Source organism: Actinomadura sp. GTD37 (genome assembly GCF_041951365.1).
Lineage (GTDB): Bacteria > Actinomycetota > Actinomycetes > Streptosporangiales > Streptosporangiaceae > Spirillospora.
In genome coordinates this window covers 332,980-355,137 of record NZ_JBGNUS010000006.1, presented here as the reverse complement: position 1 = coordinate 355,137, position 22,158 = coordinate 332,980, and the positions used below count along the sequence as shown (strand labels likewise).

General features: G+C 75.1%; 24 protein-coding genes. 15 read left to right on the top strand and 9 right to left on the bottom strand.

From position 1 onward, the window contains the following. Positions 1-29 precede the first annotated feature (29 nt). The 5 genes from ACA511_RS29130 to ACA511_RS29110 form a co-directional block, all read right to left on the bottom strand. On the bottom strand, positions 30-1,535 hold the full coding sequence (locus ACA511_RS29130; protein ID WP_375027829.1) for a sensor histidine kinase: 1,506 nt from the start codon (positions 1,533-1,535) through the stop codon (positions 30-32). Beyond that, a complete protein-coding gene (locus ACA511_RS29125; protein ID WP_375027828.1) occupies positions 1,532-2,281 on the bottom strand; it encodes a response regulator transcription factor in 750 nt (249 codons plus the stop codon). The genes ACA511_RS29130 and ACA511_RS29125 overlap by 4 nt, the downstream gene beginning before the upstream one ends. 85 nt (positions 2,282-2,366) lie before the next feature. Beyond that, positions 2,367-3,572 carry a hypothetical protein gene (locus ACA511_RS29120; protein WP_375027827.1) on the bottom strand — a complete coding sequence of 402 codons (1,206 nt, stop codon included), beginning with the start codon at positions 3,570-3,572 and terminating at the stop codon, positions 2,367-2,369. A 109-nt stretch (positions 3,573-3,681) separates the two neighbouring features. Continuing rightward, entirely contained in the window at positions 3,682-4,527 is an 846-nt protein-coding gene (locus ACA511_RS29115) for an ABC transporter permease (RefSeq protein ID WP_375027826.1), read from the bottom strand. After that, positions 4,524-5,510 (bottom strand): ATP-binding cassette domain-containing protein, encoded by a 987-nt coding sequence (locus ACA511_RS29110; protein ID WP_375027825.1) that lies wholly within the window; start codon positions 5,508-5,510, stop codon positions 4,524-4,526. Before ACA511_RS29110 ends, ACA511_RS29115 begins: the two co-directional genes overlap by 4 nt. A gap of 98 nt (positions 5,511-5,608) precedes the next feature. On the opposite strand from ACA511_RS29110, the gene ACA511_RS29105 reads away from it, so the two are divergent. The 6 genes from ACA511_RS29105 (at position 5,609) to ACA511_RS29080 (ending at position 10,291) form a co-directional block, all read left to right on the top strand. Next, the gene (locus ACA511_RS29105; protein ID WP_375027824.1) at positions 5,609-6,331 is read left to right on the top strand and encodes a TetR/AcrR family transcriptional regulator; all 723 of its coding nucleotides are present in this window, start codon (positions 5,609-5,611) and stop codon (positions 6,329-6,331) included. Between the two features lie 60 nt (positions 6,332-6,391). Next, the gene (locus ACA511_RS29100) at positions 6,392-6,850 is read left to right on the top strand and encodes a helix-turn-helix domain-containing protein (protein ID WP_375027823.1); all 459 of its coding nucleotides are present in this window, start codon (positions 6,392-6,394) and stop codon (positions 6,848-6,850) included. Beyond that, positions 6,843-7,211, top strand: a complete 369-nt coding sequence (locus ACA511_RS29095; RefSeq protein ID WP_375027822.1) for a DUF4180 domain-containing protein — start codon at positions 6,843-6,845, stop codon at positions 7,209-7,211. Before ACA511_RS29100 ends, ACA511_RS29095 begins: the two co-directional genes overlap by 8 nt. A 159-nt stretch (positions 7,212-7,370) precedes the next feature. Continuing rightward, the gene (locus ACA511_RS29090; protein WP_375027821.1) at positions 7,371-8,828 is read left to right on the top strand and encodes a benzaldehyde dehydrogenase; all 1,458 of its coding nucleotides are present in this window, start codon (positions 7,371-7,373) and stop codon (positions 8,826-8,828) included. 100 nt (positions 8,829-8,928) lie between these two features. After that, positions 8,929-9,882, top strand: coding sequence for an alpha/beta hydrolase (locus tag ACA511_RS29085; protein ID WP_375027820.1), 954 nt, complete (start codon positions 8,929-8,931; stop codon positions 9,880-9,882). 97 nt (positions 9,883-9,979) lie between these two features. Further along, entirely contained in the window at positions 9,980-10,291 is a 312-nt protein-coding gene (locus tag ACA511_RS29080) for a hypothetical protein (protein ID WP_375027819.1), read from the top strand. 30 nt (positions 10,292-10,321) lie between these two features. On the opposite strand, the gene ACA511_RS29075 is transcribed toward ACA511_RS29080, so the two are convergent. Continuing rightward, a complete protein-coding gene (locus ACA511_RS29075; protein WP_375027818.1) occupies positions 10,322-11,968 on the bottom strand; it encodes a DUF885 domain-containing protein in 1,647 nt (548 codons plus the stop codon). Between the two features lie 128 nt (positions 11,969-12,096). Then, positions 12,097-12,891 (bottom strand): hypothetical protein, encoded by a 795-nt coding sequence (locus tag ACA511_RS29070; RefSeq protein WP_375027817.1) that lies wholly within the window; start codon positions 12,889-12,891, stop codon positions 12,097-12,099. A 199-nt stretch (positions 12,892-13,090) separates the two neighbouring features. On the opposite strand from ACA511_RS29070, the gene ACA511_RS29065 reads away from it, so the two are divergent. The 8 genes from ACA511_RS29065 to ACA511_RS29030 all read left to right on the top strand — a co-directional run bounded on the left by ACA511_RS29065 (position 13,091) and on the right by ACA511_RS29030 (position 20,583). Continuing rightward, positions 13,091-14,107, top strand: a complete 1,017-nt coding sequence (locus tag ACA511_RS29065; RefSeq protein WP_375027816.1) for an AAA family ATPase — start codon at positions 13,091-13,093, stop codon at positions 14,105-14,107. Further along, positions 14,104-15,135 (top strand): DUF58 domain-containing protein, encoded by a 1,032-nt coding sequence (locus tag ACA511_RS29060; RefSeq protein WP_375027815.1) that lies wholly within the window; start codon positions 14,104-14,106, stop codon positions 15,133-15,135. The genes ACA511_RS29065 and ACA511_RS29060 overlap by 4 nt, the downstream gene beginning before the upstream one ends. Then, positions 15,132-16,079: a VWA domain-containing protein gene (locus ACA511_RS29055; RefSeq protein ID WP_375027814.1), complete on the top strand. Its 948-nt coding sequence runs from the start codon at positions 15,132-15,134 to the stop codon at positions 16,077-16,079. Before ACA511_RS29060 ends, ACA511_RS29055 begins: the two co-directional genes overlap by 4 nt. A 53-nt stretch (positions 16,080-16,132) precedes the next feature. Further along, positions 16,133-16,747, top strand: coding sequence for a class I SAM-dependent methyltransferase (locus ACA511_RS29050; RefSeq protein WP_375027813.1), 615 nt, complete (start codon positions 16,133-16,135; stop codon positions 16,745-16,747). After that, entirely contained in the window at positions 16,744-17,295 is a 552-nt protein-coding gene (locus tag ACA511_RS29045) for a TrmH family RNA methyltransferase (RefSeq protein ID WP_375027812.1), read from the top strand. The genes ACA511_RS29050 and ACA511_RS29045 overlap by 4 nt, the downstream gene beginning before the upstream one ends. A gap of 157 nt (positions 17,296-17,452) precedes the next feature. Continuing rightward, entirely contained in the window at positions 17,453-17,797 is a 345-nt protein-coding gene (locus tag ACA511_RS29040) for a TraR/DksA family transcriptional regulator (protein ID WP_375027811.1), read from the top strand. Then, complete coding sequence (locus ACA511_RS29035; RefSeq protein ID WP_375027810.1) at positions 17,776-18,612, top strand: rod shape-determining protein; 837 nt, start codon at positions 17,776-17,778, stop codon at positions 18,610-18,612. The genes ACA511_RS29040 and ACA511_RS29035 overlap by 22 nt, the downstream gene beginning before the upstream one ends. Before the next feature lie 132 nt (positions 18,613-18,744). Beyond that, positions 18,745-20,583, top strand: a complete 1,839-nt coding sequence (locus tag ACA511_RS29030; protein ID WP_375027809.1) for an MFS transporter — start codon at positions 18,745-18,747, stop codon at positions 20,581-20,583. Positions 20,584-20,587: 4 nt separating this feature from the next. On the opposite strand, the gene ACA511_RS29025 is transcribed toward ACA511_RS29030, so the two are convergent. Continuing rightward, complete coding sequence (locus ACA511_RS29025; protein ID WP_375027808.1) at positions 20,588-20,809, bottom strand: EF-hand domain-containing protein; 222 nt, start codon at positions 20,807-20,809, stop codon at positions 20,588-20,590. A gap of 116 nt (positions 20,810-20,925) precedes the next feature. Here ACA511_RS29025 and ACA511_RS29020 point away from each other — a divergent pair, with 116 nt between their 5' ends. Then, on the top strand, positions 20,926-21,738 hold the full coding sequence (locus ACA511_RS29020) for a glycerophosphodiester phosphodiesterase (RefSeq protein WP_375027807.1): 813 nt from the start codon (positions 20,926-20,928) through the stop codon (positions 21,736-21,738). Between the two features lie 24 nt (positions 21,739-21,762). Here ACA511_RS29020 and ACA511_RS29015 read toward each other — a convergent pair whose 3' ends face one another. Beyond that, positions 21,763-22,050, bottom strand: a complete 288-nt coding sequence (locus ACA511_RS29015; protein ID WP_375027806.1) for a type II toxin-antitoxin system Phd/YefM family antitoxin — start codon at positions 22,048-22,050, stop codon at positions 21,763-21,765. Positions 22,051-22,158: the final 108 nt, after the last annotated feature.

Genomic DNA, 22,158 nt, shown 5'->3' with positions numbered 1-22,158 from the left:
GTCCTCGTCCCGGCGGGGGCGCGAGGGGGTCAGTCGGGGGGCGCGGGGGTGCCGGGGAGGCGGACGCGGGCGAGGGTGCCGCCGCCGGGCGCCGGTTCGAGGCCGACGCGGCCGCCGGACTCGGCGACGACGCGGGCGACGATGGACAGTCCGAGGCCGGAGCCGGGCAGGCTCCGCGCGGACGGGGACCGCCAGAACCGCTCGAACACGTGCGGGAGGTCGGCGGCGGGGATGCCGGGGCCGCGGTCGCGGACGGTCAGCTCCGCGCCGGCGAGCCGGACGGCGACGGTGGCGCCGGGCGGGCTGAACTTGACGGCGTTGTCGAGGAGGTTGACGACGGCGCGTTCCAGCGAGGCGGGGTCGCCGAGGACGTACCAGGGTTCGGCGGCGGCCTCGACGGTGAGGCCGGGGCCGCGCAGCCGGGCGCGGTCCACGGCGCGGGCGACGACGTCGTGCAGCGGGACGGTCTCGCGGACGGGCTGCGCCTCGGCGGGGCGGGCGAGTTCCAGGAGGTCGCCGACGAGGCTGGACAGCTCCAGCATCTGCGCCTTGACGCTGACCATGAGGTTGTGGCGGGCGGCGGGGGGCAGGTCGCGGCCGGTGGCCTCGGCGCGCAGCAGCAGGTCGATGTTGGTGCGCAGGCTGGTGAGGGGGGTGCGCAGCTCGTGCCCGGCGTCGGCGATGAGCTGCCGCTGGTGCTCGCGGGAGGCGGCCAGCGCGGTGGTCATGCTGTTGAAGGAGCGGCTGAGCCGGGCGATCTCGTCGGTGCCCTCCTCGGGGATGCGGGTGCCGAGGTCCTCGGTGCGGGCGATGTGCTCGACGGCGCCGGTCAGCTCGTCCACCGGCCGCAGCGCCGCGCGGGCGATCATGAGGCCGGCGGCGGCCGACACCAGGACGCCGAGGGCGGTGACGGCGGTGAGCAGCAGCGCGAGGTTGTCCAGCGGGCCTTCGACCTCGTCGAGGGGGATGGCGTAGGACACCGCGGCGGTGGTGCCGTCCACGGCGCGGAAGGGGCGGGTGAGGATCCGGACGTGGCGGGTGGCGCCGGCCGCGGTGACGCCGGTCCCGTCGTGGTAGGCGTGGCCGCGTTCGCCGCGGGCGACCTCGGCGTCCTCGGCGGTGACCTCCAGGGCGCCGGCGCCGGGGAGGGTGCAGCGGCGGCCGTCCGCGCCGACCGCCTGCGTCATCTCGTAGGGGCCGGGCGGGGGGTTCGCGCTCGGGGCGGGGGCCTGGGCGCAGGCGGCGAGGGCGTCCTCGATCTGCCGGGCGATCCCCGGCCCCCGGAACGGCCGGTCGTGGCCGGGGCCGGGCGGGCCGCCGGAGGTGGCGGCCAGCCGCCGGTCGAGTTCCTGGTACAGCTGGTTGCGGGTGAGGAGCCATCCGGCGGTGGCGCACGCGGCGACGGCGAGCGCGACGGCGGCCGCGGTGAGCAGCGCCATGCGGGCGCGCAGGGTGAGCCGCCGCGCGATGGGCGGGCGCGCCGCGCGCGCCGCTCCGGGCGGGCCGGGCGGGGGCGCCGTCGCCCGTCCGTTCATGGGGACGCCGCCGTCCGCAGGACGTACCCGACGCCGCGGACGGTGTGCACGAGCCGCGGCAGCCCGCCGGCCTCGGTCTTGCGCCGCAGGTACATGACGTACACGTCCAGGGAGTTGGAGGCGGGTTCGAAGTCGAAGCCCCAGACGGTCTCCAGGATCTGCTCGCGGGTGAGGACCTGCCGGGGGTGGGACAGGAACATCTCCAGCAGCATGTACTCGGTGCGGGTCAGCTCGACGGGCCGGCCGGCGCGGGTGACCTCGCGGGTGAGGGTGTTCATGCGCAGGTCGTCGAAGGCCAGGACGTCCTCCCGGGCCCCGGCGGCGGCGTCGAGGCCGGCGTTCAGCGCGGCGTTCATCGAGGTGCGGCGCAGCAGGGCGCGGACGCGGGCGAGCAGTTCGTCCAGTTCGAACGGTTTGGCGAGGTAGTCGTCGGCGCCGGCGTCCAGGCCGGTGACGCGGTCGCCGACCATGTCGCGGGCGGTGAGCATGAGCACCGGCATGGTGGCGCCGAGGGCGCGCAGCCGCCTGCAGGTGGTCAGCCCGTCCATGCGCGGCATGAGGACGTCCAGGACGACCAGGTCGGGGCTTTCGCGTTCGAGCCGCTGCAGGGCCATGGCGCCGTCGGCGGCTGCGGCGACCCGGTACCCCTCGAACTCCAGGCTGCTGGACAGCGACTCGCGGACGGCGGGTTCGTCGTCCACGACCAGTATCCGCGCGGGTTCGCCGCCGCGGGTGTCGGGCTCCATGTACTCACCGTAGGCAGCGCCGGTGGGCGGCCCGTCCGCGGGCGGGCGTTTCTCATGGTTCTCTCAGGATCTTCTGAGCGGCGGTTCAGCCCCCGGCCGGGGTTTCGCCCCGCGCGTCCGCGGTGGCCTCGGCCCACACGTCGCCCGCCGGCGCGTTCCCGCCCCCCGCCTCACCGGTCTGCTCCTCGCCGGTCTGCTCCTCGCCGGTGCGGGGGGCGTCTGCGGGCGCGGTGGTCTCGACGACCACGGTCGCGGTGACGACGGTCGTCTCACCGGGGACGGCGCCGGGGACGGCGGGGCGGGTGGCGGTGGTCCAGGTGGTCTTGGCGACGTCGACGACGATGTCGCGGGAGATCTCCAGGATCATGCCGCGCAGCCGCTCCTGGAGGGCGAGTCTGAGGGCGTCGCGCAGCAGTTCGCGGAGGGCGGCCTCCATGGCGGCGGTGGCGGCGCGGGTCGCCGCGCGGGCGGCGAGGTCGCGGGCGGTGCGGGCGAGCGCGCTGCCGGCCGCGGCGGTGAGCAGGTCTCCGGCGGCGCGGGCGGTCGGGGACCCGGCGGCGCGTGCGGCCAGGTCGCCGGCCGCGTCGGCGAGCGGGCCGAGTTCGGCGGCCGCGCCGGCGCCGCGGGCGGTGTCGCGCAGGGCGGCGGCGAGGTCGCGAGCGGCCTGCTCGGCTGTGTCGCGCACGACGCGGGCGACGATGTCGCGGCCGGCGGTCATGGCGGCGTCGGCGGCGGCGTCGGCGGCCGTGTCGATCGCGGCGTCCACGACGGCCCTGGTGGCGGCCTGGACGACGGGCGCGGACGCGGTGCGCCCGGCGAGGTCGCGGGCGGCGCCGGCGAGGTCGCGGGCCAGCGGGCTGCGGACGGCGAACCGGCGCGCGGCGGCCGCGGCGGGGTGCCGGACGGCCTGCTCGGCGAGGGTCATCGCGGCGGCGGCGGCCTCGAACGCGCCCGCGGTCGCGGGGTTGGCGGCCGCGGCGGCGCGGGCCTCGGTGACGGCGCGCTCGGCGGCGCCGCGCGCGGCGCGGGCGGCGGCGTCCCGGGCGGCGGCCTCGATCGCGCGCATGGCGGGCGTGCCGGACGCCTGCTCCAGGATGCGGGCGGCGGCGAGCGCGGCGGCGTCGCGGGCCGCGGCGCGGACCGGTTCCCCGGCCTGCGCGGCCAGCCGCGCGGCGGACTCGGCGGCGGGCGCGAGCGCGTCGAAGATCTCCTCCAGGCGCCGTGCGGCGGCCTGGTCGGCCCGCCGGGCCCGCTCGGCGAGCCCGGTGTCCTGCTGGTCCTTGTCGTCCACGACCATGCCCCTCATCGCGATCCGCCCCGAAATCACCATAACCGGCGCCGGCCGATGCCACTCCCCCCGGTTTCCCGGCCGGCCGGGAAACCGGGGGCGGCCGCGGGTGTCAGCGGCCGCGGCGCCGGTAGGTCCGGACCGACAGCGGCACGAAGACGGCCAGGAGCAGGACGGCCCAGCCGGTGGTGGCGGCGACGGGGTGGGCGAGGGGCCAGGCGGCGTCCCCGGTGGGCGCGCCGGGGTTGCCGAACAGGTCGCGGCAGGCGGCGGTGAGGGCGCTGACGGGGTTCCAGTCGGCGACGGCCTGCAGCGCCCGGGGCATGCCGCCGGTCGGGACGAAGGAGTTGGACAGCATCGTCACCGGGAACACCAGCGGGACGAGCTGGTCGGCGGTCTGCTCGTTCTTGACGAGGAGGCCGAGGTAGCACCCGGCCCAGCTCAGCGCGTACCGCATGAGGGCGAGCAGGGCGAACGCCTCGACGGTGGGCCAGACGCCGTTGTGGGCGCGCCATCCGACGATCAGCCCGGCGGCGGCCATGATGACCATGCCGAGGAGGCCGTTGAGGACCTCGGCGCCGGTGTGCCCGAACGGGACGGCCGAGCGGGCCGTCGGCATGGAGCGGAACCGGTCCATGACGCCGCGGGAGGCGTCGGCGGCGACCCGCATGGTGACGGCCATGGTGCCGGTGAAGGTGACCATGGCGAACAGGCCGGGCATCAGGTACTCGCGGTAGTTGCCGCCGCCGGGGACGGAGATGGCGCTGCCGAACACGTACCCGAACAGGACGACCATGACGGCGGGGAAGACCAGCGCGGCGATGAGCTCGCCGGGTTCCTGGCGGATGCGCGACAGTTCGCGGCCGATGAGGGTGAGGCCGTCGGCGAGGGTCCAGCGCAGGCGCGCGGCGCGGGTGGGCGGGAGGCCGGCGGTGGCGGCGAGGGCGGGGGCGGTCATCGGGCGGTCTCCTTCTGGCGCGCGCGGGCGGGCGTGGTGGCGGGGGTCGTGGCGGGGCCGCCGGTGAGGCGCAGGAACACCTCGTCGAGGGTGGGGCGGCGGAGCCCGGCGTCGGCGGCGGTGACGCCGGCGCGGTCGAGTTCGCGGACGACGTCGGCGAGCCGGACGGATCCGGCGGTGAGCGGGACCGAGAGCCGGGCGCCGTCCAGGGCGGGGTGGGCGCCGGCGAGGGCGTGCAGGACGCCGGCGGCGGCGCCGGCCATGGCGGGGTCGTCCAGGACGACGTCGAGGCGGTCGCCGATGGATGCCTTGAGCTCGTCGGGGGTGCCGGTGGCGATGACGCGGCCGTGGTCGATGACGGCGATGTCGTCGGCGAGGCGGTCGGCCTCGTCCAGGTACTGGGTGGTGAGCAGGACGGTGGTGCCCTCGGCGACCAGGCCGCGGACGGCGTCCCAGATCTCGCCGCGGCTGCGGGGGTCCAGGCCGGTGGTGGGCTCGTCCAGGAACAGCACCTGCGGCCGCAGGATCAGGCTGGTGATCAGGTCGAGGCGGCGGCGCATCCCGCCGGAGTAGCCGGCGACCTGCCGGCCGGCGGCGTCGGCGAGGCCGAACCGCTCCAGCAGCTCGTCGGCGCGGCGGGCGGCCTCGCGGCGGGGCAGGTGGTAGAGGCGGCCGAACATGCGCAGGTTGCCGCGTCCGGTGAGCTTCTCGTCGACGGCGGCGTGCTGGCCGGCGAGCCCGATGCGGGCGCGGACCTGGTCGGGGCTGCGGGCGACGTCGTACCCGGCGATGCGGGCGCGGCCGGAGTCGGCGTCGGCCAGCGTCGCCAGGATCCGCACGGCGGTGGTCTTGCCGGCGCCGTTGGGGCCGAGGACCCCGCAGACCGTCCCGGCGGGGACGGCCAGGTCCAGGCCGTCGAGGGCCTGGGCGGCGCCGTAGCGCTTGCGCAGCGCCTCGGCCACCACGATCGGTTCGTTCGTCACACTGCCTCCTCTGGGTACGGTGTACGCGGCTACGATAAACAACTGGGTACGACGTACGCAACTAGGATGCCCGGACAGGCGTCGAACAGGAGGTCCGGGTGGCAGGCGGCGAGCGGCACGGCAGCATCTGGTCGATCCCCGAGCGGCAGGGGCGCGGCCCGCGCCCCGCCTACAGCCGCGCGCAGATCACCGAGGCGGCGGTCCGCATCGCCGACGCCGACGGCCTGGACGCCGCCTCGATGCGCCGCATCGCCGCCGACCTCGGCACCGGCGCCATGTCGCTGTACCGCTACGTCCCCTCCCGCGACGACCTGATCGACCTGATGGTCGACCACGTCCTGCTGGAGGAGGAGCTCCCCGAGCGCCCCACCGGGGACTGGCGCGCCGATCTGACGCTGATCGCCGACAACACCCGGCGGATGTGGCTGCGCCACCCGTGGCTCACGGGCTCGTACCGGCCCCGCGCCACCTTCGGCCCCAACCGGCTGCGGCTGCTGGAGTTCGCGTTCGGCGCCCTGGACGTCGGGATCCCCATCGACGAGGTCTTCATCCTGCTCGACATGCTGAACGGCTACGTCGAGCGCGTCGTGCGCGGCGAGATCGAGTGGGCGCGGGAGATGCGCCAGAGCGGGATGACGCCCGAGCGCTGGATGCTCGAGAACAGCGCCTACGTCGGCGGGCTGCTCGACACCGGCAGGTACCCGATGTTCAAGCGGATCGTGGTGGACGCGCGGCTCCCCCACATGAGCGCCGAGGAGCAGTTCCGCTACGGCCTGGACCGCGTCCTGGACTGCATCGCCGCCTTCCTCCCCACCCCTTGACCCGCAAATCCTTCCCTGAAAGTCCCTATCACTCCCCATATGAGCTACCGTTAGGGACTGATGGAGAAGAAAATGTACTCCGTGGACGAAGTGGCCGGGCTCCTCGGCCTGCACGTGCGGACCGTGCGCGGCTACATCCGCGACGGGCGCCTGAACGCGGTGCGGATCGGCAAGCAGTACCGCATCGCGCCCGCCGACCTGGAGGCGCTGACCGGGCGGCCCGAACCCCGCCCCGCCGCCCCCGCGGCGGTCGAGGTGTCCAGCATCGTGCAGGTCGACGGGGTCGGACGGGACGCCGCCGCCCGGCTGGCCACCCTGGTGCAGGCGGGCGTCGGCGCCGGGGACCCGGCCCGGACGCTGCGGCTCCAGGTCGTCCACGACGACGAGAGGAACAGGTTGAAGATCGTCATTCTGGGCGGGGCGGCCGAGACCGCCGACGTCCTGCGCATGCTGGACGCCGTGATCGGCGGCGGCAACGGGCTCCTGGACGGCGAGGCCGGTGAGGCCGGCGATGGCTGACGCGATCCAGCAGCGGGCGGGCACGGCGGTACTGGTCTGCGACCCCGACGGCCCCGCCATCGCGACCGAGCAGGACGCCCTCGACCTGATCGGCGCGACCTACGCCGGCGCCGAGACGGTCGCCGTGCCGGTGACCCGGCTCGACGAGCGGTTCTTCTCCCTGGGCACCCGGTTCGCCGGGGACATCATGCAGAAGTTCGTCAACTACCGGGTCCGGCTCGCCGTCGTCGGCGACGTCTCCGCGCTGACGGCCGCCAGCCCCGCGCTGGCCGCCCTGGTCCGGGAGTCCAACGCGGCCGCCCACGTGTGGTTCGTCCCCGACCTGGACGCCCTCGACGCCCGCCTCCGCGACGCCGCCTGACCGCGAACAGAGGTTTCCGCTGGACGGAACGATGACCTACCCGCGGGCGTCCGGCATGGTGAGGGTGGACACGGGGATCCGCGTCCCGTGCGCGGACCCGCAGCGTGCGCACCGAAACCGTGTGCAATGAAACCGCGCGCACCGAAACAAGGAGGAACGATGGCGTTGCTCGACGCCGGCGTCTGGGCCGGGAAGATCTTCGACGGCGGCTGGCGGACCGCGGACGGCGGCGTCTACGACGTCACCGAGCCCGCGACCGGCGGCACGCTCGGCACCCTCGGGCAGGCCGCCGCCGAGGACGTCGCACGGGCCGCCCGCGCCGCCGCGGCGGCGCAGCGCGACTGGGCGGCCCGCACCTACGAGGAGCGCGCCGCGGTCCTGCGCGCCGCGGGACGGCTGTTCGCCGAGCACGCCGCCGAGATCGGCGACTGGATCGTCCGCGAGTCCGGATCCATCCCCCCCAAAGCGCAACTGGAGACCCACTTCGCCGAAAGCCTGTGCTACGAGGCCGCCGCGCTGGCCTCGCACCCGCAGGGCCTGGTGCTCCCGTCCGCGCAGCCCCGGTGGAGCCTGGCGCGGCGCCGCCCCGCCGGCGTCGTCACGGTGATCGCGCCGTTCAACTTCCCGCTCATCCTCGCCATGCGGTCGGTCGCACCCGCCCTGGCGCTCGGCAACGCGGTGCTGCTCAAGCCCGACCCGCGCACCGCCGTGTGCGCGGGCGTGTCCATCGCCCGGATCTTCCAGGAGGCGGGCCTGCCCGAGGGAGTGCTGCAACTGCTGCCCGGCGGCCGCGAGGCCGGCGAGGCCGTCGTCGCCGCCCCCGAGGTCCGCGTGGTGTCCTTCACCGGCTCCACCGCCGCCGGACGCAAGATCGGCGAAGTGTGCGGACGGCTCCTCAAACGCGCCCACCTCGAACTCGGCGGCAACAACGCGCTGATCGTCCTGCCCGGCGCGGACGTGCCCGCCGCCGTGTCCGCCGGCGCCTGGGGCGCGTTCCTGCACCAGGGCCAGATCTGCATGACCGCCGGCCGCCACCTCGTCCACGAGAGCCTGCACGCCGAATACGTCGCGGCACTGGCCGACAAGGCCGACAAACTCCCCGTCGGCGACCCCGCCGCCGGACAGGTCGCGCTCGGCCCCATCATCGACCAGGCCCAGCTCGCCCACGTCGACGACCTCGTCAAGAGCACCGTCGCCGCCGGCGCGCGCCTCGCCGCCGGCGGCACCCACGACGGCCTGTTCTACCGGCCCACCGTCCTGGACGAGGTGACGCCCGACATGCCCGCCTACGCGCAGGAGGTGTTCGGGCCCGTCGCGCCGGTCGTGCCGTTCTCCACCCCCGAAGAGGCCATCGAACTCGCGTCGGCCACCGAGTACGGCCTCTCGCTCGGCGTCCTCGGCGACGTCGGCCAGGCCATGAAGATCGCCGACGCGATCCCGACCGGCCTCGTCCACATCAACGACCAGACCGTCAACGACGAGCCCGTCGTCCCGTTCGGCGGCGTCGGCGCGTCCGGGAACGGATCCCGCTTCGGCGGCCCCGACGCCAACATCGAGGCGTTCACCGAGACCCAGTGGGTCACCGTCCGCGGCGAGATCGCCACCTACCCGTTCTGAAGCGGCCGGCCGGTGCCCCGCCCACGCGCGGGACACCGGCCGGGCACCCCGCGACCACGGCCCGCCCCGGACGTCCCCCGCAGCCCGTAGGCTCCACCCTGTGGGCCGCGATCCGGAATACCTGGCGTTCCTGCGCCGCCGCCTCGCCGAACCCGCCGGCGCGGGCGAGACGGTCGAGGACGCGCGCCGCGCCCACGCCGCCGACCTCGCCCGCTCACCCCGCCCGCCCGTCGCCACCGTCCGGGACCTCACCGTCGACGGCCCCGCCGGGCCGCTGCCCGCCCGGCTCTACCGGCCCGCATGGCACGGCCCCGCCCCGGCACTGGTGTACCTCCACGGCGGCGGATGGGTCCTCGGCGACGTCGACTCCTACGACCCGGTCGTGCGCGCCCTCGCCGCCGCCAGCGGCGTCGCATGGCTGTCGGCCGGCTACCGGCGCCCGCCCGAGGACCCCTTCCCCGCCGCACTGGACGACGCGGTCGCCGCCGTCCGCTGGACCGTCCGCAACGCCCACGCCCTCGGGCTCGACGCCGCCCGGATCGGCGTCGCCGGCGACAGCGCCGGCGGGCAGCTCGCCGCCGCGGCCGCCGGACTCCTGCGCGCCCCCGACCCCGCCAGACCCGTCCTCCAGGTCCTGCTGTACCCCGCACTCGACCTGCGCGACGTCCCGCCCGCACCGCCCGACCCCGACGGCCTGCGGCTCCCCGGCTCCGGCATGGACCGCGCCCTGCGCGCCTACCTGCGCGGAACCGACCCCACCCGCCCCGACGTGTCGCCCCTCCTGGACCCCGACCCGGCCACGCTCCCCCCGGCGATCATCGCGACCGCCGAGCACGACCGGCTGCGCCCCCAGGCCGAACACCACGCCGCCCGGCTCGCGGCCGCCGGCGTCCCCGTCACCCACCTCACCGGCGCCGGACTCGACCACGGCTTCCTCGGCTGGAGCGCCTTCGCGCGCCGCCCCGCCGAGGCCGTCGCCGAGATCGGCGCCGCCGTCCACCGCGCCCTCACCCGCATTCCGGACGGCCCACAACCGTTCGACCAGCGACCTTAAAGACGCTTGCCCCGACCGTTTAACCAGCTTGACGCGGGAAATCACACAGGCACGACCCGGACGCCGGAACCCGCCGACGGTCGAGGAGGCCACCGCCTTGCACAGGACGCACGAGATGCGGATGACCCGGAACGCGCAATCCGGGCTGGAGGAATGGGCCTGCCCCACCTGCGGCCGCCGCATACTGCTGCGCTGGCCGCCCCACTACACCAAGCACGTCCTCGACGCCGGCGACGAAGAGGCCTGCCACATCGCCCGCACCGCCGACGACACGCCCCCCGCCCCCACCGACGCACCCTCCGACGCCCCCGACACCACCGCCGGCGAGAACCGCCGCCTCCGCGAAACCGGCGTCCACGCCCTCCCCACACCCGCCCCGGCCCACCTCAACCCCTCCGAACCCGTCTGAACCCTGCAAGCCCCCGCCCGGCACCCCTCGTCACACACGGGCCAACTCAGCACGCAGCAGATCCAGGCCCATCGGCCCCAGATCCAGCGCCCGCCGATGAAACTCCTTCAAATCGAACGCCGCACCCGCCCGCCGCCGCGCCGCCTCCCGCGCCTCCAGCCACACCCGCTCACCCAGCTTGTAGGCGATCGCCTGCCCCGGACGACCCAGATACCGGTCGATCTCGAACGCCACCGCCGAATCGGAATCCGGACCCTTACGCGACCGCAGGAACTCCAACCCCAGCTCCGGCGTCCACCGCTCCCCCTCGTGGAACCCCGCCCCCGCCGGAATCGGCAACTCCAGATGCAACCCGATATCCAAGATCACCCGCGCCGCCCGGAACCGCTGACCCCCCGCCAGCATCCCCAGCCGGTACGCCGGATCCCCGAAATGACCCAGCTCGTCCATCAACCGCTCCGCGTACAGCCCCCACCCCTCGCAATGCCCCGGATGCAACTCACTCGACAACCGCTGGAACCGGTTCAACCGCGGATTCAGCGTCGTCACCCCCAACTGCAGATGATGACCCGGCACCCCCTCATGGAACATCGTCGTCGGCACCGTCCACGTGACCACCTCCGCCGACGGATCCTCCACCGTCCACCACACCGTCCCCGGACGCGACAGATCCTCCGCCGGAGCCAGATAGTAGATCCCCGACTCCACCGGCGGAATCCGGCACTCGATCCGCCGCAACGGCGCCGGAATATCGAAATGCGACCCGTCCAGATCCGCGATCGCCCGATCCGCCAACTCCTGGATCCACCCCCGGAACGCCTCCGCACCCGCGATCCGGTACGCCGGATCGGCGTCCAGCGCCGCCATCACCGCCGGCAGCGGCTCCCCCGGCAGCACCTCCCCCGCCGCGACCGCCATCTCCGACTCGATCCGCGCCAGCTCCTCCCACCCCCACGCGTACGTCTCCGCCAGATCCAGCTCCGTCCCCAGGAAGTCACGCACCCCCAGCCGGTACCGGTCCGCGCCCAGCGCGTCCCGCTCCGGCGCCCGCCCCGCCAGCGTCCCCGTCAAGAACGACGCGAACTCCGCCAGCGCCGCCGACGCCGCCCGCACCGCCTCCCCCAACCCCTCCCGCAACGGCCCGTCACCATGCCGCGCCGCCAACCCCGCCAGATACGCCGGGAACTCCGCGCACTCCCGCGCGTTCCGCACCACCTGCCGCCGCGCCGACACCCGCCCGCGCCCGCACGCCCGCTCCAACGACACCCGCAGCCCCGCCAGCGCACCCGGCAGCGCCCGCAACCGCCCGCACACCGCCGCCCAATCCGTCGCCGCACCCTGATCCAGCAGCTCCACCGCCATCCGCAGCCGCTGCACCGGCCCATCGGTGGTGTCCAGGAACCCCTCCCGCACCCCCGCCTCCTCCAGCGCCACCTCCACCTCCAGCCGCTCCCGCAACACCGCCGCCGCGACCCGCCCCGCATCACCCTCCACCGCCACCCGGCCCAACTCACCCAGCGTCCGCCGCGCCAACTCCGCCCGCGCCGCCACACCCTCCGGGCCGTAATCGGTCAGCCGCGCGTCCTGCCCCGCGATCCCCATCAACGCCGCCAGGCACGGATCCAGCGCCGCGAACTCGTCCGCGTACCGGCCGGCAAGGTCATCCAGTGCGGTCATCGCCCCAGGCTACGACCCGCACCCCAAAAAGCGATCATGAAAAAGTGCCAAAACCCCGCCCGGAACACCGCACCTCCACCGCCGACCGCACCCCCAGCCCCACCAACACCGGATCGAGCCGCCGCACGCTACAGCGGCGCCCCGCCGCCCCCACCACCCGACGGCGACTGCGACGGAGCCGGACTCGGCGGCGCCGTCGGCACCCGCGACGGAGACGGAGACGGAGACGGCGTCGTCGGCACCGGCGACTGCGACGGCCGCGGAAACGACGGCGTCGGCTCAGGCGGCGGAGGCGGCGGCTCCTTCACCACCGGCTGACACGCGAACAGCACCCCCATCAGCAACGCCAGCACCACCAGCGCCGCAGCCAACCCGATCACCGCCGCCACCAGATTCCGCTCCGGCGGACGCTCCCCCACCGAAACCCCGCCCGGCGCCACCACCGGACGCGGCGGCTCCTCCAACGCCGGCCCCTCCGACCCCAGCCAATACGGCTGGAACTGCGGACCACGCCGCCGCCCACCCCACCACGCACGCCCCGCCCCCTCGAACAGCACCGGCTCCAGAAACCGCTCCGCCCCCACCCGATCAGCCTCGTACAACGTCGCCACCCACGGCGCCGGACCATCCGGCTGCGCCGCCACCACCGGCGCCGCCCCACCCGAACCACCGCCCGGCCCCCCGGCTGGCACCCGCCCCGGCACACCCCCCGCCGCCGGCACCGCCGCATTGATCGCCGCACGGAACCGGCCCCGCGCCGCCGCATCCCCCGCCGCACCGCGATTCAGCACCGCCACACTCGCCCGCCGCCCCGCACCGTCCACCCCCAGGAACACGATCCCGGCGGCGGACTCCGACAAACGCGCCGACAAACGGAACGGCCCCAACTGAGCAGGATCACCCGGCGGCAACGGCCTCGACATGGCCGCCACACTAACAACCACACCCCACGACCGGGCCCAGCACCGGCGCCCCCGCCCGAACCCGATCAACCACCGAACCGATCAACGACCGCGCGCACGTATCCCGAACGAACGGGTACAAGTGATCGCGTAGGGTCGTAACGCGCCCACCCGTCACACGACGGACGGGCCCACCAGGGACAGCGAGGGGACTCCCACCATGACCATCGCCGCCACCGACACCGACGAGGCCGCGGCCCTCCTGCAGAACACCCTCACCGAGGTCAAAAAAGTCATCGTCGGCCAGGACCACATGGTCGAACGCATGATCGTCGCACTCCTCGCCCGCGGCCACTGCCTCATCGAAGGCGTCCCCGGCGTCGCCAAGACCCTCGCCGTCGGCACCCTCGCCCGCGTCGTCGGCGGCACCTTCGCCCGCCTCCAGTTCACCCCCGACCTCGTCCCCTCCGACATCGTCGGCACCCGCATCTACCACCCCTCCACCGAGCAGTTCGACGTCGAACTCGGCCCCGTCTTCGTCAACTTCGTCCTCGCCGACGAGATCAACCGCGCCCCCGCCAAAGTCCAATCCGCCCTCCTGGAGGTCATGGCCGAACGCCAGGTCTCCCTCGGCGGCAACACCTACCCGCTCCCCCGCCCCTTCATCGTCCTCGCCACCCAGAACCCCATCGAATCCGAAGGCGTCTACCCCCTCCCCGAAGCCCAGCGCGACCGCTTCCTCATGAAGATCGACGTCCACCACCCCGCCGCCCACGAGGAACTCCAGATCCTCCAGCGGATGAGCGTCGACCCGCCCGAAGCCGCCCAGATCCTCGACACCGACCACCTCGCCGGACTCCAGCGCGCCGCCGAAGAGGTCTCCGTCCACGAACTCATCGCCGACTACATCGTCCGCCTCGTCATGGCCACCCGCGAACCCGACCAGTACCGCCTCGCCGACCTGCGCGGCGTCATCGACATCGGCGCCAGCCCCCGCGCCACCCTCGGCCTCGCCTCCGCCGCCCGCGCACTCGCCCTGCTGTCCGGACGCGACTACGTCCTCCCCGACGACGTCCGCGCCGTCGCCCGCGACGTCATGTCCCACCGCCTCGTCCTCACCTTCGACTCCCTCGCCGACGGCGTCGACCCCGGCGACGTCGTCTCCCAGATCCTCGCCGCCGTCCCCCCACCGCGCGTCGTCTGGAACCACGGAGCCGCGGCGGTGACCACCGCATGACCACCCGGCGCACCACCGGACGGCACCGGCGCAGCGGCAAACTCGCCCACCTCGCCCCCGAACGCACCCTGCGCCGCCTCGAACTCCAGGTCACCCGCCGCCTCGACGGCCTCCTCAACGGCGAACACCTCGGCCTCATCCCCGGCCCCGGCACCGAACTCGCCGAAGCCCGCCTCTACCAGCCCGGCGAGGACGACGTCCGCCACATGGACTGGGCCGTCACCGCCCGCACCACCACCCCCCACGTCCGCGACCTCATCGCCGACCACGAACTCGAAGCCTGGGCCCTCGTCGACCTCACCCCCAGCATGGACTTCGGCACCCAAACCATGATCAAACGCGACCTCGCGGTCGCCGCCCTCGCCGCCGTCGGCTTCCTCACCGTCCGCCTCGGCGACCGCGCCGGCGCCTACCTCCTGCACCGCGACGGCATGCGCCGCTGGCCCGCCCGCACCGGCAAGGCCGCCATGTACGCCCTGCTCCAAACCGTCCTGGACGCCCAATCCGCCGACGACGGAGCCCCGCGCGCCGCCACCGGCCGCCGCGCCGCCGCCCCCCGCGACCTCGCCGCCGCCATCACCTCCCTGGACCGCGGCCAGACCCGCCGCGGCCTCCGCGTGATCATCTCCGACTTCCTCACCCCCGACGGCGACGACCCCGCCGACGGACCGCACGGCCGGCCCGGCTGGGAACGCCCGCTGCGCCGCCTCGCCGCCCGCCACCAGGTCCTCGCCATCGAGATCATCGACCCCCGCGAACTCGACCTCCCCGACGTCGGACTCGTCGAGATGGCCGACCCCGAGACCGGCGCCGTCCACGAGATCGTGCTCAGCCGCCGCGTCCGCGAACGGTACGCCGCCGCGGCAGCCGCCCAGCGCGAGCGCACCCGCGCCGCCCTGCGCCGCAGCGGCGCCCACCACCTCGTCCTGCGCACCGACCGCGACTGGATCGCCGACGTCGCACGCTTCGCCCTCCGCCAGCGCCGCGCCGCAGGCCGGCCCGTCAGCACCGCGGGAGTGCGCCCATGACCTTCCTGTCACCCGAACGACTCTGGCTGCTCGGCCTCCTGCCGCTGCTGGCCGCCGCCTACCTGCTGATGCAGCTGCGCCGGCAGCGGTACGCCGTCCGCTTCACCAACCTCGCCCTGCTGTCCCAGATCGCCCCGCGGCGCCCCGGCTGGCGCCGGCACGTCGCCGCCGTCCTGTTCCTCGGCATGATCCTGCTGATGATGGTCGGGTTCGCGCGGCCCGCGACGTCGGTGAAGGTCCCCCGCGACCGCGCCACCATCATGGTCGCCGTGGACGTGTCGCTGTCCATGATGGCCAGGGACGTCACGCCCAGCCGCTTCGACGCCGCCAAGGCCGCCGCCAAGAAGTTCATCGGCGACCTGCCCTCACGCTTCAACGTCGGCGTCGTCGCGTTCGCCGGCAACGCCAACCTCGTCGCCGCGCCCTCCGCCGACCGGCAGGCCGCCATCGCCTCCCTCGACCAGCTCGTCCTGGCCAAGCGCACCGCGATCGGCGAAGCCGTCTTCACCTCCCTGCAGGCCGTCCGGTCCTTCGACGCCGAAGCCCGCCAGGACCCGCCGCCCGCCCACATCGTCCTGCTGTCCGACGGGGACAACACCACCGGGCGCTCCGTCCAGGAGGCCGTCGACGCCAGCCGCGTCTCGCACATCCCCGTCTCCACCATCGCGTTCGGCACCCCCTACGGCACCGTGGACATCGAGGGCGAGACCACCAGCGTCTCGGTCAACAAGGAGACGCTGAAGACCCTCGCCGACAGCACCGAGGGCAAGGCCTACGAGGCCGCCGACGCCGGGCAGCTGGACGACGTCTACGGCAACATCGGCAGCTCCCTCGGCTTCAAGACCGAGCACCGCGACGTCGCCGCCCGCTACACCGGCATCGCGCTGATGTTCGCGTTCGCCGCCGGCGGCGTGTCCCTCGCCTGGTTCTCCCGCCTGCCCTGACGGCGCCCCGACCGCGTCCGGGCGCCGCTCCCGCACTGATACCGTCGGCCGACGTGGGGGATCACTACTTCGCCGAGCGGCCCGGAGCCGCCAGCCGGCGGCGCACCGTCGACCTCGTCCTGCCCGACCTGCACCTGCGGCTCGACACCGACAGCGGCGTGTTCTCCCCCGACCGCGTCGACCCCGGCACCCGCGTCCTGCTGGAGACGGTCCCGCCGCCCCCGCAGGACGGCGACCTCCTCGACCTCGGCTGCGGGTACGGCCCCATCGCCCTCACCCTGGCCAAGCGGTCCCCTTCGGGGATGGTTTGGGGAGTGGACGTCAATCGGCGTGCGCTGGAAATGGCGGAGGGCAATGCCAAAGCCGCGGGCCTTGACAATGTAAGGTTCAGGTTGGCGGACGAGATCGACCCCGCGCTGCGGTTCACCGCGATCTGGTCCAACCCGCCGATCCGCATCGGCAAGGCCGCCCTGCACGACCTCCTCCTCGCCTGGCTCCCCCGCCTCGCCCCCGGCGGCCTCGCCCACCTCGTCGTCCAGAAGCACCTCGGCTCCGACTCCCTCCAGCGGTGGCTGACCGGCCAGGGCTTCCCCACCGAGCGGATCGCCTCCCGGTCCGCCTACCGCGTCCTGCGCGTCACGTCCCGTACGGAAGGCCCCACCCGATGAGCACGCCCGACCCCGCGACCGCCCGCCGGCAGCTGCGCGCCACCGACGTCAAGCGCCTCAACCGCGACTGGCGCCGCCGCACCGGCGCCCGCCTCGGGCTGCTCGTCGAATCCGTCACCCAGCCGTTCAACATGGGCTCGATCATCCGCAGCGCCGCCGTGTTCGGCGTCGAGCACCTCTGGCTCGCCGGCAACGCCACGCCCCCCACCCACCGGGGCGTCGCCAAGACCGCCCTCGGCACCGACCGGCTCGTCCCCTGGGAGCACGCCGGAACCCCCGCCGACGCCGCCGCCGCGATCCGCGAGCAGGGGCTGCGCCTCATCGCCGTCGAACTCACCGCCGACGCCGTCCCCCTGCACGACGCGCCCCTCGACGGCGACGTCTGCCTCGCCGTCGGCGGCGAGGACCACGGCTGCTCCCCCGCCCTCCTCGCCGCCGCCGACGCCGTCGCCTACATCCCGCAGATCGGACGCGTCGGCTCCCTCAACGTCGCCGTCGCCACCGCCATCGCCCTCGCCGAGGCCCGCCGCCGCGAATGGAGCGACTGACCCCCGCCCTCCTCGCCGCCGCCGCCGCGCCCGCCGACCCCTGCACCCCTCCGCCCCCCGCAAATGGGTGCCAGGGCCCATGGCGCGCCGCGCCGTCTCGGCGCATGGTGGAGGTTCGCCACGCATTTCCCCGGCGACCCGAAGGGAGTCCATTGCGATGACGGTCGACAGCACGGTCAACAGCACCGCCGGCGATGCCCTCGGCGGCCACCCGCCGGGCAGCGCGGCGGCCCGGCAAGCCCACGAGCTGCTGGCCCGGGAACGCCGGACGCACATCGCGGAAATCGGGCTCCTCGAAGAGGACAGCGCCCCCGACGAGGCCGTCATGGCCCGCCGCGGCGCCCTCCAGACCAACCTGGAGGAGATCGACGCCGCCCTCGCCCGCCTCGCCGACGGCGTCTACGGCCTCTGCGAGGACTGCCGCAAGCCCGTCCCCGAAGGCCGCCTGGAGATCATCCCGTACGCACGCCGCTGCGTGGGATGCCAGCAACGGCGGCGGTGACGGCCGCCGCGGCGGCCCCGGACGGCCCGCGCGCCGCGCTCGACCTCGGCAGCAGCCGCATCCGCGCGAGCGTGCCCGCCCTGGACGTGATCGTCGACCGCCCGTCCGCGGTCGGCGGTCCCCTCCGGATCCCCGGCGAGCCGCCCGCCGGACGGCGCCGGGGCCGCCCCGCCCCGGCCCGCCCCATCGAGCACGGCATCGTGACCGACGCCGCGGCCTGCGCCCGGCTCGCCCGCCTGACGCTGCTGGAGGCCGACCCCGGCCTCCGGCTCCGGCAGGTGCTGCTCGCCGTGCCCGCCGCCGCCAGCGGCCCCCAGCTCCGCCGCGCGGCGGACGCCGTCCGCGCCGCCGCCGGACGCCCCGTACGCACCATGGAGGCGCCGCTCGCCGCCGCCATCGGCGCCGGAATCGACATCGCCGACCCGCGGCCCCGGCTGATCCTCGACATCGGCGCCGGCATCGTCGAGGCGGCCGTCGTCATGCGGGGCCGCGTGCACTCCGCGCGGTCCGTCCAGTACGTTCCCGAGCGGCAGGTCGGCCGCGGCGCGCCCCGGCTGCCCGCGCACGTCCGGGAGCGGCTCGCCGCCGACGTCCACCACCTGCTGGCCGGACTGCCCGCACCGCTGCGCCGCCCCGCCCGCGACGGCGGAGTCCTGCTCACCGGCGGCGGCGCCCGGCTGCCGTCCCTGCCCGGCCGCCTCACCGCCGAGATGAGCCTCACCATCACGATCGCGCCGGACCCCGCCCGCGCCACCATCCGCGGCCTCGGCCACGCCTGCCGGTCCCCCGGCGCCTGGGCCCTCACCCGCGCCTGACCGGACGCGCTAAGATCCACTCCGTGCAGTTCCTCATCTTTGCGTAGGACACCCCGGCCGCCGCCGCACTCGCGGCGGCGGCCTTCGGCGTCCCCGTAAACCGCCCCTCGCGGGCCTCCCCGAGGAACTCTCGTGACACCGTCGTACGCGGCCGTCCTGCGCGCCCCCTCCGCCTTCCGCACCTTCTCCCTCGCACTGCTGGGACGCCTGTCCTACGGGACGGTCTTCCTGTCCCTCATGCTCGCGTTCACCGCCGCCACCGGCTCCTACACCCGCGCGGGCGCGCTCCTGGCGCTGCTCGGCCTCACCGTCTCGGTCCTGTCGCCGCTGCGCGCCGGGCTCATCGACCGGCACGGCCCGCGCCGCGCGCTGCCGCCGATGGCCGCCGCCTACTCCCTCACCCTCGCCGCCCTGGCCGTCCTCACCTGGCGCCCCGGCGCGCCGCTCCCGCCGCTGGTGGCCCTCACGGCCCTCGCCGGCGCCACCATGCCGCCGCTGGGCGTGGTCATGCGGACGCTGTGGAACGTCCTCCTGCCCGACGGGCCGCTGCTGCGGCGCGCCTACAGCCTCGACACCGTCTGCGAGGAGCTCGTCTTCGTCGCCGGGCCGCTGCTGGCCGGGCTGCTGGCCGCGGTCGCCGCGCCGTCCCTCGGGATCGCGCTCAGCGCCGTCCTCGTCGGCGCCGGCACCCTCGGGCTCGTCACCTCGCCCGCGGCGCGGCCGCGGCCGTCCACGCGCCGCCGGGGGCCGCGCGTGCCGGTGATCCCGATCGCGCCGTCCGCCGCGGCGGCCGCCACCGGAGTCGTGCTGGGCTCGACCGGCCTGCTGGCCGTCGCGTTCACCCAGCGCCACGGCCAGCCCGCCGCGGTCGCCTGGGTGGAGGCCGCCCTCGCGGTCGGCAGCGCCCTCGGCGGCCTCGCCTACGGCGCGCTGAGCCGCTCCCGGCCCGGCCGCCGGCGGCTCGCCGCCCTGCTCTGTCCGCTGGGCGCCGCGCTGGCCGCCGCCGGGCTCGCGCCGTCCGTCCTCGTGCTGACCGCGACGGCGTGCGCCGCCGGGCTCTTCATCGCCCCCACCCTGACCAGCGCCTATCTGATCGCCGACGCGACCGCGCCGCCCGCGGCCCGCACCCGCGCGGCGGCCTGGGTCAACACGGCGCTGAACCTCGGCGCGGCCGGCGGGACGGCGGCGACCGGCGTCCTCCTGGACGCGCTGCCCCTGCCGCTCTGCTACGCCCTCGCCGCCGCGCCCGCGGCCGCGGTGGCGGCACTGCTGCTCGCCTTGCCGGAACGGCAAAGCGATTCGCCGATTCGCGGCGCCTCGCCCCATCATCGGGGCATGGACGAAACCATGAGCAACGCAGAGTTCTGGGAAGCCCGCTACGCCGAGCACGACCACGTCTGGAGCGGCGACCCCAACGCGATCCTCGTCCAGGAGATCAGCGGCCTGGAACCGGGCACCGCCCTGGACCTCGGCTGCGGCGAGGGCGGCGACGCCATCTGGCTCGCGCGCCGGGGATGGCGCGTCACCGCCACCGACATCTCCCGCACCGCCCTCGACCGCGCCGCGCGGCACGCCGCGGACGCCGGCGTCGCCGACCGCGTCGACTGGCAGCGGCACGATCTCGCCGCGTCCTTCCCCGAAGGGGCCTACGACCTGGTCACCGCGCTGTTCCTGCACTCCCCAGCCGAGGGCATGCCGCGCGAGGCCATCCTGCGCTCCGCCGCCGCGGCCGTCGCGCCCGGCGGCACCCTGTTCATCGCCGGGCACGCGGGCCCGCCGCCCTGGGACCCGGGCGCCCACCCCGGCGTCCACCTGCCCGGCGCGGACGAGGTCCTGGAGTCCCTCGCCCTTCCGGAAGGCGGCTGGGAGGTCCTGCTCAGCAGCGAGAACGAACGCGTCCAGACCGCGCCGGACGGACGGACCATGACCCGCACCGACAACGCCCTCAAGGTGCGGCGCCTGCCGTCCTGACCGGTCAGGGGCGCGCCGTCCGCTCCATCAGCGCGGTGAACTCCGCCAGGGAGATCTTGCCGTCCTTGTTGGCGTCGGCGGCCACGACCACCTCCACCGCGCGGGTCTCGCTGACGTCCTGGCCGAGCTTGGTCATCAGGTTCTTCAGCTCCGCGGTCGAGATGTAGCCGTCGCCGTCGACGTCCACGAGCTCGAACGTCGCCTTGTAGTCGTTCACGTCCGCCATGCGGATACTCCTTCGCCGATGGATTGCGGGGCGACCGTAGCAGCAGCACGCTACCCACCCCTGCCCTTTACGCAGTAAGGTCGAGCTCGGCCGCGCCGTCCGACATAATCGGACGGGTGCGCCGCTCGTACGAGTTCCTCGACCATCCCGGGCCGATCCCCTTCGCCCACCGCGGCGGCGCGGCCGGCCGGCCCGAGAACTCGATGGCCGCGTTCCAGCGCGCCGCCGACCTCGGCTACCGCTACCTGGAGACCGACGCCCACGCCACCGCCGACGGCGTCGTGGTCGCCTTCCACGACCGCACCCTCGACCGCGTCACCGACAGCACCGGCGCCGTCTCCCGGCTCCCCTACGCCGAGGTCGCCAAGGCCCGCATCGCCGGCGCCGAGCCCATCCCCCGCCTGGAGGACCTCCTCGGCTCGTTCCCGGACGCGCGCGTCAACATCGACCTGAAGGACGCCCACGTCATCGGCCCGCTCGCCATGACGCTGCACCGCACCAACGCGTGGAACCGGGTGTGCATCACCTCGTTCTCCACCCGCCGCCTGGCCCAGATGCGCGCCCGCCTCCCCCTGTTCACCGACCGCGACGTGTGCACCGCCCTCGGCCCGCGGGGGCTGATGGCGCTGCGCGCCAGGTCCTACGGCGGCCCGGCCGCCAAGCTCGTCCGCCTCGCCGCCACCGGCGTCGCCTGCGCCCAGGTCCCCTACGGCCTGGGCCCCGTGCCCTTCGTCACCGAGGCGTTCGTCGAGCACGCCCACCGCCTCGGCCTGCAGGTCCACGCCTGGACGGTCAACGACCCCGCCGCCATGGAGCGCCTGCTCGACCTCGGCGTCGACGGCATCATGACCGACGAGCTCCAGACGCTCCGCCGCATCATGACCGCCCGCGGCCTCTGGCGCTCACCCCGCCCCGCCACCGCCCGCTGACGCCCCGCCGCCCGCGCCGACGGCTCAGCGGCTGAAGCCGGGCGGACGGTACTCGGCGGCGATGCGCATCGGCGGCGAGGGCGCCGCCGGGCCGCGGGACGGGCGCTCGGCGGGCCGGGACGGCTGCCCCGGCGGGACCGTCCCGCCCACCTGGAGGTCGGGCCGCTGGGCGCGGATCGCCTCCAGGAGTTCCAGATCCTCCGGGGATACCAGGGCGGCCATCACCTTGCCGCGCCGCGTGAGCTTGACGGGCTCGCCGGTGTAGGCGACCCGGTTCACCAGATCCGCGAACTCGGCGCGTGCTTCGGTCACCGGAACATCCACGTGATTCATCGTATAGCGAAACACGCCGTCTTCTCCTGGCCACCCGTCGCGCCCCGCATTAGTGTCCATACGTACGTAGCGTACGCTCTGTACAGA